Source organism: Dietzia sp. E1, from assembly GCF_014145015.1.
Classification (GTDB): Bacteria; Actinomycetota; Actinomycetes; order Mycobacteriales; family Mycobacteriaceae; genus Dietzia; species Dietzia cinnamea_A.
Genome location: NZ_JAALDU010000156.1, coordinates 12,108 through 28,615 on the forward strand (window position 1 = coordinate 12,108; position 16,508 = coordinate 28,615).

The following is a 16,508-nucleotide window of genomic DNA, read 5'->3' on the forward strand; positions in this document are numbered from 1 at the left end:
GGTGCTGACCATCGAGGACCTGACCGTCGACTACGGCCCCGCGACCGCCCTGCGGGATGTCGGCTTCACCGCCGAGAGCGGCCGGATCACGGCCGTGCTCGGCGCCAACGGCGCCGGCAAGACGACGCTCCTGCGCACCATCTCCGGGCTCGTGCGCGCCCGATCCGGACGGATCACCCTGGACGGGGAGGACATCACGAGGCTCCCGGTCGAGGCCATGCCCCCGCGTGGGCTCTCGCAGGTCCCCGAGGGCCGCGGCGTCATCACCGAACTGACCGTCGAGGAGAACCTCCGGCTCGGCGGGATGGGACGCGCAGACCGGTCGAAGCCCGCGGACATCGAGCGCATCTACCGGATGTTCCCCGTGCTGAGCGAGCGCAGAGACGCCCAGGCGCTCGTCCTCTCCGGAGGCGAGCGTCAGATGCTCGTCATCGGACGCGCCCTGATGGCCACGCCGAAGATGCTCCTGCTCGACGAACCATCGCTCGGGCTCGCGCCGCGCATCGTCGCCCAGATCTTCGCGACCCTGCGCCGACTGTCCGTCGAGGAGGGACTCACCGTCCTGCTGGTCGAGCAGAACGCCCGCTCCGCGCTGTCCATCGCCGACCACGGGGTGGTCCTCAACCTCGGCTCCGTCGTGGTCCGGGACGACGCCTCCGCCCTCGCCGCCGACAGCACGCTCCGCCACGCCTACCTCGGTTTCTGACCGAGCGTGCCGGAAGCGACCATGAAAGACAGGAGTCTCACGTGCATCAGTTCGTGAACATCGTGCTGAACGGGTTGTCTCTCGGGATGATCTACGCGGCCTTCGCGCTCGCGCTGGTCCTCATCTACCGCGCGACCCGGATCATCAACTTCGCCCAGGCCCCCATGGCCATGGTCTCCACCTTCATCGCCCTGACCGTGATCGAGGCGGGGGGCTCCTACTGGCTGGCCCTGGCGGTGGCCCTGGTCTCCGGCTTCGTGTTGGGGGCCGTCGTGGAGCGCGTGATCGTGCGCCCGGTGGAAGGCAAGTCCCCCATCAACGCGGTCATCCTCACCCTCGGCCTCTTCACCGCACTGCATGCTCTCGCGGCCATCATCTTCGGGTCGGACTTCCGCTCCTTCCCCGCGCCCTTCGGGATGCGGGGCTTCCAGATAGGAGAGCAGACCTATGCGCTGACGGGCTTCGGGGTCTTCACCATCCTCTCCGTGCTCACCGTCATGGTCGTGCTCCTGCTGCTCTTCCAGCGCACCGATCTCGGCCTGAAGATGCGCGCCTCCGCGTTCAACCAGGAGATCGCCCGGTTGCTGGGAGTGCGGGTCGGGCGGATGCTCACCCTCGGCTGGGCACTGGCCGGCACGGTCGGCGCGCTCTCGGGAGTCCTCATCGCGGGCGGCAACTTCATCCACCCCGCCTATATGGACGCCGTCGTCGTCTACGGCTTCGCCGCCGCCGTGATCGGCGGGCTCGACAGCGCCGTCGGCTCGGTGGTCGGTGGCCTCGCCCTGGGCATCGTGTTCAGCATCGTGGCCGGCTACGCGGGCAGCCAGCTGCTACCGCTCACCGCCTTCGCGGTCCTCATCGCCGTCCTGCTCCTCAGGCCGGACGGCATCTTCTCCCGCACGGCCACGAGGAGGGTCTGACACATGCTCAAAGCCCGTACCCCCGCCCTCACGCCCGTCCTGGGACGCGCCCGGCACCGGCTACGCACCTCCCCGCTGCTGCGGCATCTGCTGCTGGCCCTCGTCGGCCTGCTCTTGGTGGTCCTGGTGATCGAGTCCGTCAGCTCATTCCGGCACGTTCAGTTGGCCACCATGGCCTACACCGGGATCGCCGCCGGCGGGTTGAGCCTGCTCCTCGGACTGTCCGGGCAGCTCTCCCTCGGCCACGGCGCCTTCATGGCGATCGGGGCGTACACCACCGCTCTGCTGCTCCAGGACGCCGACCGGGCGTTGTCGCTGCCGGTGGTGCTGCTCATCGCCACCGCCGTCACGCTCGCCGTGGGCGCGGTGATCGGCGTGGCCGCTGCCCGGTTGCACGGCCCGTACGTCGCCGGCGTGACGCTGGCCCTGGCGGTCGCCGTGCCGGGCATCGCCCTCTACTTCTCCGAGACTCTCGGTGGCGACCAGGGCCTCAACGTCCGGGTCCCGGACGTACCGGCCTGGTTCGACAGCGTCATGTTCTTCATCACGGGCCAGGAGATCACCTCCTCCAAGTACGTCGCCTACGTCGGCTGGTTCGCGCTCATCGGGGTGTTCTTCCTGCTGGCCAACCTCGCCGCCAGCCGGACCGGTCGGCGGTGGCGGGCCGGCCGTGACGACGGCGTGGCGGCCGAGCTCGCCGGGATCAACGTCGGTCGGGATCGGGTGATCGCCTTTGTGGTCTCGACCGGCTGCGCGGGCCTGGCGGGCGGAGTCATGGCGCTGGTGGTCCGGCTGACGGCCCCCGCCGGGTTCGGCCTCACCCTCTCGCTGGCCCTCCTGGCCGGCGTGGTCATCGGGGGGTTGGGCACGCTCACCGGCGCGCTCGTCGGCGCCGCCATCCTGACGTTCCTGCCCCAGCTGACCACCAACGCCGGCCTCGGTCTCGGACTGTCCGCCCTGCAGGCGGCGGAACTGTCCACGTTCATCTACGGCCTGACCCTCATGATCGTGATCCTCCTGGCGCCGCGCGGGATCGTCGGGTCGATCCGTGCCCGCCTGCGGTCGGGGCGGGAACGCCGCGCAGCCGCCGGCGGATCCCGGACGTGACCCGGTGATCGCGTCACCGTCCGATCCGAACTCCACTGTCCGAACCCCCACACAAGGAGCACAGTTCCGATGACACGCAAATACCGACTCGTCACCGCCGTGACGAGCCTCGTCCTGACCGCGGGCATGGTCACCGCGTGCGGCGCCGGCGGCCGTTCCGCCGACGGCGCCGGCGACGGCGCGACCGCAGAGCCCGGGATCACCGAGGAGTCCGTCAAGATCGGCGGGCACTTCCCCCTCACCGGCGTGGCCGCGCCCGGCTACAGCGAGATCCCCGTCGGGGCGACCGCCTACTTCGACTACGTCAACGCCAACGGCGGCGTCCACGGTCGGCAGATCGACTACCTCTACCGGGACGACGCCTACAACCCGACCAACACGAGCTCGGTCGTCAACGAGCTCGTCCTCCAGGACGAGGTCTTCGCCATGGTCGGTGGCGTCGGGACCGCGACGCACGGCGCCGTCGTCGACTTCCTCAACGACGAGGGGGTGCCCGATCTCTTCGTCTCCTCCGGCTCCCTGCAGTGGGGCGACCAACCCGAGGACCGTCCCTGGACGTTCGGCTGGCAGCCCGACTACGAGGTCGAGGCGAAGATCGCGGCCCAGTGGATCAAGGAGAACCACCCGGACGCCCGCGTCGGCATGTTCGTCCAGGACGACGATATGGGGCGCGACGGTGAGGCCGGGGTCCGGCGACTCATCGACGACCAGATCGTCGCGGTCGAGCGCTACACCTCGGGAAACACCGACATCGTGCCGCAGATGACCAACCTCAAGGCCTCCGGGGCGGACTTCGTCATCGGGTTCACCGTGCCGGCCTACAGCGCCCTCAGCCAGCTCGCGGCCCAGCGCCTCAACTACGACCCCGACTGGTTCTACGCGTCCATCGGTGGCGACACCCAACTCGTGGGCCAGCTGCTGTCCGAGTTCTCCGAGGGCGCGGTCCGGGACGGCTCGACCATGCTCGACGGCGCCTACACCGCCGACTACCTCCCGACGACCGAAGAGCCGGACAACGAGTGGACCCGGTTGTGGCAGGACGTGTGGGCCGAGCATGGCGCCGGCGAGCTGACGAACTACCACATCTACGGGATGTCCTACGCCTACACCTTCGTCCAGGCGCTTGAGGCCGCCGGCCCGGATCCCACCCGCCAGGGCCTCGTCGACGTGCTCGAGCAGCGCGGCGGCGAGTTCGAGGGCCCGCAGCTCGCACCGTTCCGCTACTCCGAGGACTCCCACCTGGGCATCTCGGGCGTGGCGATCTCAGAGGTCCGCGGTAACGTCGCAGAACCCATCACACCCACCTACATCACGGACATCGGCGATGCCCCGATCGAGGAGCTGGACTCGCCCCAGCCTCCGCCGCCGGCGAACGGCATCCCCGACACCGCGGAGTGAGACCGAGGTCCGCTACACCCACGCACCTGACGGATCAGGTCCCGGTGCGTGGGTGAGCGGGGCCGGTCGGGGGGTGACCGCGGCGATGTCGTCGGTGTGCCCACGCGGCCGCGAGCGGCCGGTATTAGGGTGTGACCATGCTCGACGACGACAACGCCGAGTTTGCGGTTCCCGGGCTGGTGGACAGCGAGAAGCTCGGACACCAGCCGCAGACGGCTCGCGGTAAACGGACGAGGGACCGTCTCATCGCGGGTGCCCGTACCGTGTTCGAACGCGACGGGTTCGTGGAGTCCAGGCTCGTGGACATCGTCACCGAGGCCCGGTGCTCGATCGGCAGCTTCTACACGTGGTTCGACAGTAAAGAGGAGATCTTCGCCGCCGTCCTGCACGAAGCGCAGAACGACATGCTCCACCCGGGGACCGGGAGGATCGAGGAGACCGACGACCCGGTCGCGATCATCCTCGCCAGCAACAGGGCCTACTTCGAGGCGTATGAACGGAACGCCAAGCTCAACCAGTTGCTCCATCAGGTGGCCGCGGTGGACCCGCGCTTCCGCGCGGTGCGCAAAGCGCGCACCGACGCGTTCGTGTCGAGGAACGCGAGGGCGATCGCCGACCTGCAGAAGCGCGGACTGGCGGACATCAAGGTCGATGCCCGGCTCGCCGCCATCTCACTGTCCGCCATGGTGGGGCGGCTCGCGAGCGAAGCCTTCGTCTTCGGGATCGATCACGATATCGATGTGCTCGTCGAGACCGCGACGCGATTGTGGACCAACGCGCTGGGCCTCACCGCTCCCGAGCTCGCGACACGGTCGGACTGAGCGACGTGTTCTAGCGGGTGATGTTGACCCCGCCGTCGACGACCAGGGTGCTGCCGACGACGTAGTCGCCGGCGTCGGAGGCGAGATAGATCGCCGCGCCCGCCATGTCCTCGGGCCTGCCGATGCGACCGGAGGGGATTCTGGCACTCGCCTCGTCGGCGTTGTCCCGGGCGTTCTTGTTCATCTCCGACGCGAACGCGCCGGGCGAGATCGCGCTGACGATGATCCCCTCGGGCGCGAGTCTGACGGCCATGCGCTTGGTCAGATGGATGATCCCGGCCTTGCTCGCCTGGTAGGAGTACGTTTCCCAGGGGTTGACCGACATTCCGTCGATCGAGGCGATGTTGATGACCTTCGCGAGGTGGCCCCCTCGGCGGTGTGCCTTGAGAAGCAGGTCGTGTGCCTTCTGCGTGAGAAAGAAGGGCGCCTTGACGTTGACGTTCATGACCTTGTCCCACCCGGACTCGGGGAACTCGTCGAACGGCGCACCCCACGCCGCCCCGGCGTTGTTGACCAGGATGTCGAGATGGTCTTCGTGTGATCGGAACGCGGAGAGCAGTTCCTCCATTCCGTCGAGGGTGGAGACGTCGGCCGGGAGGGCGACGCAGGTCCCGAACTCCGACAGTTCGCGCGCGGCGGTCTCCGCGGCCTCGGCCTTCCGCGCTGAGATGTAGACCCGTGCGCCCTGTCCGAGCAATCCCTCGGCGATCATGCGACCGATCCCCCGGGAGCCGCCGGTCACCAGCGCGACGCGGCCTTCGAGCGAGAACAGGGCTTTCGGATCCATAACCGTCCTTGGAATCGGGGGTGGCGACCGGCTCGGAAGGCGCGGCGCCGCGCAACACAGGGGACGCTAGCCGAACCTGAAGTCCGATTCAACAATAATGTGAATCCGGGTTCGGGTTGTTTGTTAGCGTCCGTGGAGACAGTCGTCAGAGTCATTTCCCCGGAGCGCCAGGAGTTGCCATGCCCACGTACTCGAAGGAAGTCCGACTAGCGCAGCGCCCGGAGGGCTATCCGGATAGCAGCACCTGGGACGTTGCCGAGGTAGAGGTGCCCGAGCCCGGACCGGGCGAGTTCGTCGTTCGTGTCGAGCTCATCTCGCTCGATCCGGCGATGCGGGGCTGGCTCAACGATGTTCGTTCGTACGTGCCGCCGGTAGGAATCGGTGAGGTGATGCGCGCCCTCGCCGCCGGAACGGTGACCGCCTCGAAGCATGACGGCTACGCGGTGGGCGACGTCGTCAGTGGCACGTTCGGCGTGTGCGAGTACGCCGTGTCCGACGGGGCCGGGGTGTCGCGGCTCGATCTCGACCGCGCGCCCATGGAGACGTGGCTCGGTGCGCTCGGGATGCCCGGGATGACGGCGTACTTCGGGCTCACCGACGTCGGTGCCGTCGCACCCGGCGACACGGTGTTGGTGTCCGCCGCCGCCGGTGCGGTCGGAAGCATCGTGGCGCAGCTCGCCAAGGCCAGGGGGTGCCGGGTCATCGGCGTGGCCGGCGGACAGGAGAAGGCGGAATGGCTGCGTGGTCTCGGCCTCGATGCGGTCATCGACCGCCGCGAGGGAGATCTGCTCAAGCAGGTACGGACAGCGGCTCCCGATGGCGTGGACATCTATTTCGACAATGTGGGCGGAGAACTCCTCGATGCCGCGCTGGCGAACCTCGCCCGCGGTGCGCGCGTGGTCGTGTGCGGCGCGGTCTCCGCGTACAACGAGGAGTCCCTGCCCGAAGGTCCGCGGCGCTATATGTCGCTCCTGGTCTTCCGGGCGCGGATGGAGGGCTTCGTGGTCTTCGACTATCGGGACCGCTAAGGGGAAGCCGTCGACGCGATCGCCGGTCTCATCGACGAGGGCCGGTTGGTCGCCACCGAAACCGTTCTCGACGGGGGTGTCGAGGCCTTTCCCGAGGCCCTGCTCGGCCTGTTCGAGGGCGTCAACACCGGCAAGCTCCTGCTCAAGGTCTGAGCCGGTTCACTTAAAGAGAGAGGAGACTCCATGCGTGCTGTTCAGATCTCGACCCTTGACGGGCCCGACGCGGTCGAGGTGGTCGACCTGCCTGACCCGGGGGCCGACGATCAGGTCGCCATCGATGTCAGAGCGGCCGGCGTCGCGTTCCCGGAGCTACTGCAGACCCGGGGGCTCTACCAGATGAAGCCCGACCTCCCGTTCGTCCCGGGGGCGGAGGTCGCCGGAGTCGTCACCCGGGCGCCCGAGGGCTGCGACCTCTCGCCGGGCGACCGCGTGGCGTCACTGTGCATGCTCGGTGGGTTCGCCGAGAAGGTCCTCGCTCGGCCGGACCTGACCTTCAGGCTCCCGGACGACGTGGGCTTCGAGGAGGGGGCGGCGTTCCTGTTCAACTACTGCACGGCCTACTTCGCTCTGATCGAGCGCGGTGGCCTGCGGGCAGGGGAGTCCGTCCTGGTGCACGGCGCGGCGGGCGGCATCGGGACGGCGTCGATCCAGGTCGCCAAGGCGTTCGGTGCGGGCCGGGTCGTCGCGGTGGTCTCGACGGAGGCCAAGGGGGAGATCGCCCGACAGGCAGGTGCCGACGAGGTCGTGTTCGCGGACGGGTTCCGCGACGACGTGGGGCGCAGCATCGACGTCGTCGTCGATCCGGTCGGTGGTGACCGCTTCACCGATTCGCTGCGGGTGTTGCGCGAGGAGGGGCGGCTCCTCGTCATCGGCTTCACCGCCGGCGACATCCCGGTCGTCAAGGTCAATCGCCTGCTGCTCAACAACGTGTCGGTGGTCGGTGTCGGTTGGGGCGCCTACGCGCTCCGTCGTCCTGGCCACATCCGCACCGAATGGGAGGCACTCGAACCGCATCTGCGTAGTGGAGCGCTCAGGCCGCTCATCGGCGGCACCTACCCCCTGAGTGAGGCCGGTGCGGCGTTGACGTCACTCGACACCCGGCAGGTGACGGGGAAGGTGATCCTGGTCCCATGAGCGAGCCGACCACCCTACCCGCGGCTGACCAGGTGATCGCGGATCTCCCGGCTCTCGTCGACGAGGTCGCTCCGCCCGAGTGGGAGGACGGCAACGGCCACGTCAACGTCAGTCATTACTTCACGCTGCATCTGCGCGCGGCCGAAGAGTCGATCCGATCGCTGGGTTTGCACGACGAGTACCGCCGGGACACCGGTGCCGGCACGTTCAGCATCGAGCAGCACATCCGGTTCCTGGGGGAGGTCCTCGTGGGGGACAGGGTCAGCGTTCACGTGCGGTGGATCGCGCGGGGCAGGAAGGTGGCTCACGCGGTATCGCTCGTGGTGAACCACCGCACCGGCACCGTCGTCAACGTTCTGGAGATGCTCGAGGCGCACGTGGATCTGACGAGCCGGCGCACGTCCGAGTGGGGGGCGGGGGCGGCCGGACGTCTCGATGCGCTCATCCGCGACCATGGTGCGCTGGCGTGGCCGGCGCCGCTGAGCGGGTCGATCCGGGTGAGGGGCTGACCTAAGACGGCATGCTCCGGTGTCCGCGGGCGCCCGCGGACACCGGGGCGCGGTCAGTTGCCGAAGCGGCTGATCGAGTCGGCGACGAGGATCGGCTTGTCGATGCCCTCGCCCTCGACCGTGAGCCTGATGACGACCTGCACCTGGCCGAGTGCCACCTCGTCCACAGCGGTCAGTTGGGCCCGCAGCCGGAGCCGCGAACCGACCGGCAGCGGGTGGATGAACCGCACGCGGTCGTAGCCGTAGTTGAGGGCGTGCGCGAATCCCTCGACGGCCAGCAGTTCCTGCAGCAGTGCGGGCGTCCGCGAGAGGCTGTAGAGGCCGTGGGCGATGGTGGTGCCGAAGGGGCTCTGTGCCGCCTTCTCCCGGTCGACGTGGATCCACTGATGGTCGCCCGTGACGTCGGCGAAGGCGTTGATCGCCGCCTGGTCGACCTCGTGCCAGCCGGTCGGGCCGATCTCCACGTCCACGAGATTCTTGAGGTCTTCAACGGACGACGGACGGTGCTGGGGGCGTGCCATGGCGGAACTCCTCGGGGTCGGGGTCTCCGTTGCGAAATTACTTGAAACTGAACCCGGATTCAATTACGGTTTGGTCCAGCTCACCCGCACACCCGAGGAGAAGCATGAACCCCGAACAGGGCCGTCGAGTCGCGATCGTCACCGGAGGTGCCAGGGGTATCGGCGCCGGAATCGCCACGCGACTGGCGGCGGACGGGATGGCGGTGGCGGTGCTCGACCTGGACGAGGACGCCTGCCGCGCCGTCGCGGAGAGGATCGCCGGCGACGGCGACGAAGCCCTCGGCGTGGGAGCAGACGTCACCGACCCCGCCCAGGTGGACGCCGCGGTCGAGCGGGTCGCCGAGCAGTTGGGCGCGCCGACCGTCCTCGTCAACAACGCCGGGATCATCCGCGACAACCTCCTGTTCAAGATGGACGTATCGGAGTGGGACGCCGTGATGAACGTCCATCTCCGCGGTGCCTTCCTCATGACCAAGGCCTGCCAGGCGTACATGACCCGGGAGAAGTTCGGCCGCATCGTCAATCTGTCGTCGACCTCCGCGCAGGGAAACAGGGGTCAGGTCAATTACTCGGCAGCGAAGGCCGGCATGCAGGGCTTCACCAAGACGCTCGCCATCGAGCTCGGCAAGTTCGGGGTCACCGCCAACGCGATCGCCCCCGGGTTCATCGAAACCGAGATGACGGCAGAGACGGCCGAACGGATCGGTGTCGAGTTCGACCAGCTGAAGAAGGCGGCCGCGGGTAAGGCCGCCGTGGGCCGGACGGGAAAGCCGGAGGACATCGCCCACACCGCCTCGTTCCTCGCCAGCGAAGGCGCGGGCTTCGTGACGGGGCAGGTCATCTACGTCGCCGGCTCGCCGTGCGATTGAGCCGATCGGCTGACGGGAGCAACTCATGGAGGTCCGGGACACAGTCGCCATCGTCACCGGCGCCGCAGGGGGCATAGGGGAGGCACTGACGCATCGGTTTCTGGAGGCCGGTGCCCGCGTGCTGGTCTCTGATATCGATGTCGACAAGCTGCACGCGACCGCCGGGCGACTGGAGCAGGTCGCCGGCGCCGGAACCGTCGCCGCGGTCGCGGGAGATGCCGCGGATCCCGGGACGATCGCGGAGATGGTGGCGGTTGCCGAGCGTGAGCTCGGGCCGGTGGACATCTTCGTGGCGAACGCGGGTGTGGGTGAAGCCGCGGGTCTGGCAGCCGATGAGGACCAGTGGCGGCTGGGACTCGAGGTCAATCTGCTGGCGCACGTCCGTGCCGCGCGCGTGATGGTGCCGGGCTGGCTCGAGCGCGGTGGCGGGTACTTCGTGTCCACCGCCTCCGCGGCGGGTCTGCTCACGCAGATCGGATCGGCTGTGTACTCGGTGACCAAACACGGCGCGGTGGGGTTCGCCGAGTGGCTGGCCGTCACCTATGGCGACAAGGGGATCGGCGTGAGTTGCCTCTGCCCGATGGGAGTGGACACGGACCTGCTCAACGGAGGTCTGCGGGAGGACGCCCCGGGCGGCGGCCGGGCAGCCCGTGCGGTCACCGGCGCAGGCGCCGTCCTCGATCCGCGCACTGTGGCCGAGGACGTGCTGGCCGCGATCTCGGAAGAGAGGTTCCTGATCCTGCCGCACCCCGAGGTCCGCGAGTTCGCCAGACGCAAGTCCGAGGACCCGGATCGGTGGATTCGCGGCATGCAGCGGTACGCCCGCACCCTCGCGGAGCACTGACCGTCACCGGGCCCCAGCCCAGCCGAGCGCGGTACCCCCACCGAGAAGTCACAGAAGCACTGGCCCCGACATCAGGAGAAGCGACATGGACTTCGACTTCGATCCGACCACGCTCGAACTCAGAGAGCGATTGGCCACCTTCATGGAGACCCATGTCTATCCGGCGGAGACGATATTCGAGGAGCAGCTGGGCAGCACGCCGGACAGCTGGAACCCACCGCCGATCATGGAGGAGCTCAAAGAGGAGGCCCGACGCCAGGGACTGTGGAACCTCTTCCTTCCGGGGGAGTCCGGTGCCGGACTGACGAACCTCCAGTATGCGCCGCTGTGCGAAATCCTCGGCCGGAGCCCGCACATCGCTCCGCTCGCGACCAACTGCGCGGCACCGGATACCGGCAACATGGAAGTGCTGCACATGTTCGGCACGCCCGAGCAGAAGAAGGAGTGGCTCGATCCGCTGCTCGACGGCTCGATCCGGTCGGCCTTCGCCATGACGGAACCGGCGGTCGCCAGTTCTGATGCGACGAACGTGGAGACCTCGATCGTCCGGGACGGAGACCACTACGTCATCAACGGCCACAAGTGGTACATCTCCGGCGCGATGGACCCGAATGCCCGACTGCTCATCGTGATGGGTAAGAGCGATCCGGATGCCGACCGGCATCGCCAGCAGTCGATGATCATCGTCCCGCGGGAGACACCCGGCGTGGACATCCGCCGAGGGATGAAGGTCTTCGGCTACGACCACCGGGACCACGGTGGGCACGCCGAGATCGTCTTCACCGACGCCCGCGTGCCGGCGGAGAACATGATCTCCCGGGAAGGTGACGGGTTCGCGATCGCCCAGGCCCGACTCGGCCCCGGGCGCATCCACCACTGCATGCGACTCATCGGTATCGCGGAACGCAGCCTCGAACTGATGGTCACGCGTGCCTCCGGCCGGGAGGCGTTCGGCAAATCGCTGGCCGATCAGGGCGTCGTGCGTGACTGGATCGCCGAGTCCCGGGTGCGGATCGAACAGATCCGACTGCTCACGCTCAAGGCCGCATGGCTGATGGACACCGTCGGCAACAAGGGTGCCCACACGGAGATCCAGGCGATCAAGATCGCCGCACCGGCCACCGTGGAGTGGATTCTCGACAAGGCCGTGCAGATCCACGGTGCCGGAGGCGTGAGCCAGGACTTCCCCGTGGCGGCATGGTTCGCCCAGGTCCGTACTCTGCGCCTGGCCGACGGACCGGACGAAGTCCACAAGAACGCACTCGCCCGGAACGAGATCAGGAAGGTGAGAAGCCATGCCGGAGCTTGACGACAAGGTCCGCGACCTACTGTCCCACCATGACCCGGCCACCACCGATGAGGCCGAGTTCCTCGGTGCCCGGTTCGATGCGGGACTCGCGTGGGTGCACTTCCCCCGCGGCAGGGGCGGCCTGGGGGTATCGCGCGGTGAGCAGGAGCGAGTGGATGCCCTCTTGGCCGCGGCCGGCGCACCCGCACCCGATGTCGGCCGGAACTCCATCGGCATGGGGATGGCGGCTCCGACGCTGCTCGCCTTCGGCGACGCCGACCAGCAGGAGCGGTACCTCCGCCGGATCTACACCTGCGAGGACATCTGGTGCCAGTTGTTCAGCGAGCCCGGCGCGGGTTCGGATCTCGCGGCCGTCGCCACCAGGGCCAGGCTGGACGGCGATACGTGGATCGTCGACGGGCAGAAAGTCTGGACCTCGGGCGCGCACCATGCGCAGCGGGCGATACTCGTCGCGCGCACGGACTCCTCGGTCCCGAAGCACGCCGGACTCACGTACTTCGTCGTGGACATGAGCGACCCGGGTGTCGAGGTCCGACCCCTTCGACAGATCACCGGAGAGGCAGAGTTCAACGAGGTCTTCCTGTCCGGTGTCCGGGTTCCGGACAGTGACAGGATCGGAGACGTCGGCCAGGGGTGGAAGGTCGCGACGGCCACACTGAACAACGAGCGCGTCGCGATCGGCGCCGGTGCCGCGCGCGAAGCCGGCCAGATCGGGGTCGTCGCCGACCGCTGGCGTCGTGATCCCTCGGTCCGCACACCCGGCGCTCAGGCGGAACTGCTCGCGTGGTGGGTCGAGACGGAGGTGACGAGACTCGCCGGGGTTCGGCTCCGCCAGCAGCTCGAGGCGGGGGTTCCCGGACCGGAGAGCTCCGCGATGAAACTCGCGTTCGCCCGACAGGCTCAGGAGATCAGCGGACTCGCGCTCGAGCTCGCGCCCGAAGAAGGCTTGTTGTACGACGACTGGACCATGACCCGCACGGAGCGGCCCTCGTTCCTCGGCCGCGGACCCGGCTTCCGGTATCTGCGAGCGAAAGGCAATTCCATCGAGGGAGGGACGAGCGAGATCATGCGCAACGTCGTCGCCGAGCGTGTGCTCGGGCTCCCCGCTGACCACCGCCCTGACAAGGGCATCCCGTTCAAGGACGTTCCCCGATGACCGATCTGCTGTACAGCGACGTGGAGGAGGCACTTCGGGACAGTGTCCGCTCGACGCTCGACCGCTTTATCGACGACGACTTCGTGAGCAAGATCTACGACGACCCTGACACGGACACCTCCCCGCTGTGGAGGGCTCTATCTGATCAGGTGGGGTTGGCTGGCCTCCTCATTCCGGAGGAGCTCGGAGGATCCGGCGCGGGCCCGCGCGACGCGGCGACGGTGCTCGAGGAGCTGGGTCGCACGGCGGCTCCCGTACCGTTCCTGACGAGTGCGGTGATCGCGACGACGTGCCTCCTCCGTGTCGGGGACCGCGAGATCCTGCCGGAACTGGCCGAGGGACGGGCGACGGCCGCTCTGCTGGTCCCGTGGACCGCTCGCCGGGGCGCGTGGCCGACCGGGCAGTCCGTCATCGAGCCGGTAGCCGGAGCTCTGGAGGCGGACTACTTCCTCCTTCCCGTGGGTTCCGGTGACGGGGCCGTCTCGCTGAACCTCCTTCGCCGCGGTGATGTGGAAATCACGCGCCTCACCTCCCTCGACATGAGCAGGCCGCTCGCCCGCGTCGCCGTGCGTGCGGAAGGCCGCCCCCTCGCCTCCGGTGACGCCGCGGTCGAGGCCGTTGATACCGCACTCGCTGCCGGGACCGCGCTGTTGGCCTCCGAGCAGGTGGGCCTCGCCAGGGAGTGCCTGCAGCGGACCGTCGAGTACACCCGCACCCGCGTGCAGTTCGCGCGGCCCATCGGGTCGTTCCAGGCGATCAAGCACCGCTTGGCCGGCCTCTACCTGCAGGTCGTCCAGGCGCAGGCCGCGGCGCGTCACGCTGCAGCAAGTCTCGCGGAAGACGACGACGAGGGGCGCATAGCTCAAGCCGTCGCGGGATCGTGGTGCTCCGATGTCGCGGTCCGTGCCGCCGAGGAAGCGCTGCAGCTGCACGGCGGAATCGCCATGACCTGGGAGCACTGGGTCCATACCAGGCTCAAGAGGGCGAAATCCGACCAGTTGGCGCTCGGTACTCCGGACGCGCACCGGACGGACCTCGCCTCGCTTGTCGATCTCACCGCGTGACTTGCCGAAAGAGCGCCCCGGGCCGTGCTCGGGGAGGCGCCGCATCGACAGGAGCGTGGCGACGGCGTCCGGCGAGCGTGCCAGACCTTCCCCGCGTTCCGCGCGCCGACACGAGCATCAACCCAGCCCCGACGGGCGATTCGTGGTGTACCTCGACCCGGTGGGGCATTTGTTCTGCGTGTGCGAGGAGTGAGGTCGGGCGGGTCAAGCGCCGCCCACCCATCACCGCCCCTCCCCGCCACCTCTCGACCGCAGCCGCCACACCAGCCCGCTCGTGGAACTGAAGAACAGCGCCCGCGACTCCAGGCCCGTGGGGGCGAGGAAACGGTCCTCGTGCACGTTGAACCGCAACAATCGGAAACGGTCGGTGTCCGGGCGGTTGATCCCCTCGATGGTGGTCACGGCGCTGGAGAAGCCGGCGGCGACGACCGTCGCGACGTCACGGCCGCCGAAGTCGGCCGGCCCGCCGTTGGGGTACGCGAAGTGCCAGGGGCGGCCACCCAGTTCGGCGGCGATCCGGTCCCGTGAGCCGACGATCTCCGCCTCGGCCGTGGCGTCATCGGCATTGGCCAGGATCGGGTGGTGCACCGTGTGGGCCCCAATCTCCACCCCCCAGCGGTGCAGGCGCCGCACGTCGTCCCAGCTCAGCATGTCCCCGACCCGCGCCGGCACGTCAGCGCCGAGCGCGGCCAGCACCTCGGCCAGGGCGGCGTCGAACCGGGCGAAGGGCAGCGACTTGAGTGCTGCGACCAGGCGGTCGAGCGCTTGCTGGCGGGCGGCGGGGGAGTCCAGCAGCACCGCGTCCGGCCCGAGGAGCTCCACCACCACCGAGTCGTGGGGGCTGTGTGCGATCGCGTCGGACACCGCATACGGCCACAGAGTCGCTCCACCGATGTGGCCGGTGGTCACGTACAGCGTGGCGGGCACCGGCGCCCCCAGGGCTGCGAGTGCCTGGAGGTTGTCGTGGTAGCCGTCGTCCACCGTGATCGCGTACCGGGTGCCGGCGCGGCCCTCGTCCAGCGCACGCAGGCCGGAGTCCAGGTCCACCAGCAACCCGCGGTCTCGGCACCACGCCGCCAACCGCCGGAACGTCCGCGGCGTGACGGTGATCGGGTGCGGGTCCGGCACCTCGCTGAACCGGTGGAACATGAGCACCACCAGACCTGGGCCCTGCCGCAGACGCACCAGCGCGTCCACGCCCAGGTAGTGGCCGGCCAGCGCGAGGAGGTAGACCACCCAGGCGCGCGGCCGCCACCACTGCGCGTCCCGCGGGGGAAAGGCGTCGGCCGCAGGGCTGGGCTCCGTAGGCGCGGACCCCGCAGGGGCGGCGGCCGGCGAGTCGACCCGGTCGAGGAGCCCGAGGAGCGCCGCCGCGCTGCGTCGGAGCTCGAACTGCTCCTCGACGAGCTCCCGGCCGGCGCGGCTCATCCGCAGGGTCGCCTCCGGATCGGTCGCGAGTTTCTCCACGGCCCGGGCCAGATCCGCCGGATCGCCCGGCTCGCACAGCAGCCCGGTGTGGCCGTCCACCACGATCTCGCCGATGCCGGACAGGCGGGTGGAGACGGTGGGCACCCCGCTCGCCAGCGATTCCATCAGGGCCACGGGTAGTCCCTCCATCTGGCCGTCCGCGGCCATCACGCTGGGCAGGACGAACAGGTCCGCCGCGGCCAGCGCCGCGGCGACCTCCGACTCCGGGCACGAGCCCCGGAACCGGACCCGGTCGGCGATGCCCAGCTCGCCGGCCAGGGCGCTCAATTCGCCGCGCAGGGGACCGTCCCCGATGAGGTCCAGCTCCAGGCGCGCCGTCGCCGGGCCCGGCACGGCCATCGCCTCGAGCAGGTGCCGGTGCCCCTTGTACTCCTGCAGGGACGCCACGCACAGGGCGCGGATCGGGCCGGTCTCGGGCAGTCGGCGCGGGCGGAACTCGTAGGCCGCGGTGTCGATGCCGCAGTGCACCAACTCGATCGGGGCGACCGGGCCGAGCAGGCCGCGCAGCATGTCCAGATTGTGCCGGGAGATGGCCACCACGAACTGCGCCTCGGCGCAGCGCCGGGCCAGCCCGGAGGTGTCCACGTAGATGTCGTGCGCGTGGGTGGTGACGCTGTACGTGACTCCGGTCAGCCGGTGGCAGGCCCACGCGGCGAGCAGCGGGAAGGTCGCGTAGTGCGCGTGCACGTGGACGCCGCTCGTGCGCGAAAGGTCCCGGGCGTGCGCGGTGGCCACCAGCAGGGTCGCGAGCGCGCGCACCAGCATGGCGGGGGAGCGGCGGAAGTCCACCGCGACCGCGCCCAGCAGCCGGGCCAGGGGCCCGGGCCGGTGGCGTAGCGCCCACCCC

General features: G+C 69.2%; 15 protein-coding genes and 1 pseudogene. 13 read left to right on the top strand and 3 right to left on the bottom strand.

The window, feature by feature from the left end; translation table 11 throughout:
• Position 1 precedes the first annotated feature (1 nt).
• The 5 genes from G6030_RS06430 (at position 2) to G6030_RS06450 (ending at position 4,952) form a co-directional block, all read left to right on the top strand.
• Positions 2-706, top strand: a complete 705-nt coding sequence (locus tag G6030_RS06430; RefSeq protein WP_182642562.1) for an ATP-binding cassette domain-containing protein — start codon at positions 2-4, stop codon at positions 704-706.
• A gap of 41 nt (positions 707-747) precedes the next feature.
• Positions 748-1,626: a branched-chain amino acid ABC transporter permease gene (locus tag G6030_RS06435; RefSeq protein ID WP_182642563.1), complete on the top strand. Its 879-nt coding sequence runs from the start codon at positions 748-750 to the stop codon at positions 1,624-1,626.
• Between the two features lie 3 nt (positions 1,627-1,629).
• Positions 1,630-2,733, top strand: a complete 1,104-nt coding sequence (locus G6030_RS06440; RefSeq protein WP_182642564.1) for a branched-chain amino acid ABC transporter permease — start codon at positions 1,630-1,632, stop codon at positions 2,731-2,733.
• A gap of 69 nt (positions 2,734-2,802) precedes the next feature.
• Positions 2,803-4,131, top strand: a complete 1,329-nt coding sequence (locus G6030_RS06445; RefSeq protein WP_182642565.1) for an ABC transporter substrate-binding protein — start codon at positions 2,803-2,805, stop codon at positions 4,129-4,131.
• 137 nt (positions 4,132-4,268) lie between these two features.
• The gene (locus G6030_RS06450) at positions 4,269-4,952 is read left to right on the top strand and encodes a TetR/AcrR family transcriptional regulator (protein ID WP_182642566.1); all 684 of its coding nucleotides are present in this window, start codon (positions 4,269-4,271) and stop codon (positions 4,950-4,952) included.
• 10 nt (positions 4,953-4,962) lie between these two features.
• Here G6030_RS06450 and G6030_RS06455 read toward each other — a convergent pair whose 3' ends face one another.
• Positions 4,963-5,739, bottom strand: coding sequence for a glucose 1-dehydrogenase (locus G6030_RS06455; RefSeq protein WP_182642567.1), 777 nt, complete (start codon positions 5,737-5,739; stop codon positions 4,963-4,965).
• Positions 5,740-5,918: 179 nt separating this feature from the next.
• On the opposite strand from G6030_RS06455, the pseudogene G6030_RS06460 reads away from it, so the two are divergent.
• From G6030_RS06460 to G6030_RS06470, 3 genes and pseudogenes are all read left to right on the top strand, one after another.
• Positions 5,919-6,920, top strand: a pseudogene (locus G6030_RS06460) (NADP-dependent oxidoreductase).
• Between the two features lie 30 nt (positions 6,921-6,950).
• A complete protein-coding gene (locus G6030_RS06465) occupies positions 6,951-7,901 on the top strand; it encodes an NADPH:quinone oxidoreductase family protein (RefSeq protein WP_182642568.1) in 951 nt (316 codons plus the stop codon).
• A complete protein-coding gene (locus tag G6030_RS06470; protein ID WP_182642569.1) occupies positions 7,898-8,410 on the top strand; it encodes a thioesterase family protein in 513 nt (170 codons plus the stop codon). Before G6030_RS06465 ends, G6030_RS06470 begins: the two co-directional genes overlap by 4 nt.
• A gap of 53 nt (positions 8,411-8,463) precedes the next feature.
• Here G6030_RS06470 and G6030_RS06475 read toward each other — a convergent pair whose 3' ends face one another.
• Positions 8,464-8,931, bottom strand: a complete 468-nt coding sequence (locus G6030_RS06475) for a MaoC family dehydratase (RefSeq protein WP_182642570.1) — start codon at positions 8,929-8,931, stop codon at positions 8,464-8,466.
• A 104-nt stretch (positions 8,932-9,035) separates the two neighbouring features.
• On the opposite strand from G6030_RS06475, the gene fabG reads away from it, so the two are divergent.
• The 5 genes from fabG (at position 9,036) to G6030_RS06500 (ending at position 14,173) form a co-directional block, all read left to right on the top strand.
• Complete coding sequence (gene fabG / locus G6030_RS06480) at positions 9,036-9,800, top strand: 3-oxoacyl-ACP reductase FabG (RefSeq protein ID WP_182642571.1); 765 nt, start codon at positions 9,036-9,038, stop codon at positions 9,798-9,800.
• Between the two features lie 25 nt (positions 9,801-9,825).
• Positions 9,826-10,644, top strand: a complete 819-nt coding sequence (locus G6030_RS06485) for an SDR family oxidoreductase (RefSeq protein WP_182642572.1) — start codon at positions 9,826-9,828, stop codon at positions 10,642-10,644.
• 85 nt (positions 10,645-10,729) lie between these two features.
• A complete protein-coding gene (locus G6030_RS06490; protein ID WP_182642573.1) occupies positions 10,730-11,953 on the top strand; it encodes an acyl-CoA dehydrogenase family protein in 1,224 nt (407 codons plus the stop codon).
• Positions 11,940-13,109, top strand: coding sequence for an acyl-CoA dehydrogenase family protein (locus G6030_RS06495; RefSeq protein ID WP_182642574.1), 1,170 nt, complete (start codon positions 11,940-11,942; stop codon positions 13,107-13,109). Before G6030_RS06490 ends, G6030_RS06495 begins: the two co-directional genes overlap by 14 nt.
• Positions 13,106-14,173, top strand: coding sequence for an acyl-CoA dehydrogenase family protein (locus tag G6030_RS06500; RefSeq protein WP_182642575.1), 1,068 nt, complete (start codon positions 13,106-13,108; stop codon positions 14,171-14,173). The genes G6030_RS06495 and G6030_RS06500 overlap by 4 nt, the downstream gene beginning before the upstream one ends.
• Before the next feature lie 222 nt (positions 14,174-14,395).
• On the opposite strand, the gene G6030_RS06505 is transcribed toward G6030_RS06500, so the two are convergent.
• Positions 14,396-16,508 (bottom strand): glycosyltransferase (locus G6030_RS06505; RefSeq protein ID WP_182642576.1); only part of this gene is annotated, 2,113 nt, incomplete at its 5' end.

Excerpts from the sequence above, each read along its gene's own strand:
- G6030_RS06440 (WP_182642564.1), top strand. The coding sequence starts at position 1,630 with ATGCTCAAAGCCCGTACCCCCGCCCTCACGCCCGTCCTGGGACGCGCC.
- fabG (WP_182642571.1), top strand. The coding sequence starts at position 9,036 with ATGAACCCCGAACAGGGCCGTCGAGTCGCGATCGTCACCGGAGGTGCC.
- G6030_RS06445 (WP_182642565.1), top strand. The coding sequence starts at position 2,803 with ATGACACGCAAATACCGACTCGTCACCGCCGTGACGAGCCTCGTCCTG.
- G6030_RS06495 (WP_182642574.1), top strand. The coding sequence starts at position 11,940 with ATGCCGGAGCTTGACGACAAGGTCCGCGACCTACTGTCCCACCATGAC.
- G6030_RS06455 (WP_182642567.1), bottom strand. The coding sequence starts at position 5,739 with ATGGATCCGAAAGCCCTGTTCTCGCTCGAAGGCCGCGTCGCGCTGGTG.
- G6030_RS06490 (WP_182642573.1), top strand. The coding sequence starts at position 10,730 with ATGGACTTCGACTTCGATCCGACCACGCTCGAACTCAGAGAGCGATTG.
- G6030_RS06475 (WP_182642570.1), bottom strand. The coding sequence starts at position 8,931 with ATGGCACGCCCCCAGCACCGTCCGTCGTCCGTTGAAGACCTCAAGAAT.
- G6030_RS06450 (WP_182642566.1), top strand. The coding sequence starts at position 4,269 with ATGCTCGACGACGACAACGCCGAGTTTGCGGTTCCCGGGCTGGTGGAC.
- G6030_RS06465 (WP_182642568.1), top strand. The coding sequence starts at position 6,951 with ATGCGTGCTGTTCAGATCTCGACCCTTGACGGGCCCGACGCGGTCGAG.
- G6030_RS06485 (WP_182642572.1), top strand. The coding sequence starts at position 9,826 with ATGGAGGTCCGGGACACAGTCGCCATCGTCACCGGCGCCGCAGGGGGC.
- G6030_RS06500 (WP_182642575.1), top strand. The coding sequence starts at position 13,106 with ATGACCGATCTGCTGTACAGCGACGTGGAGGAGGCACTTCGGGACAGT.
- G6030_RS06470 (WP_182642569.1), top strand. The coding sequence starts at position 7,898 with ATGAGCGAGCCGACCACCCTACCCGCGGCTGACCAGGTGATCGCGGAT.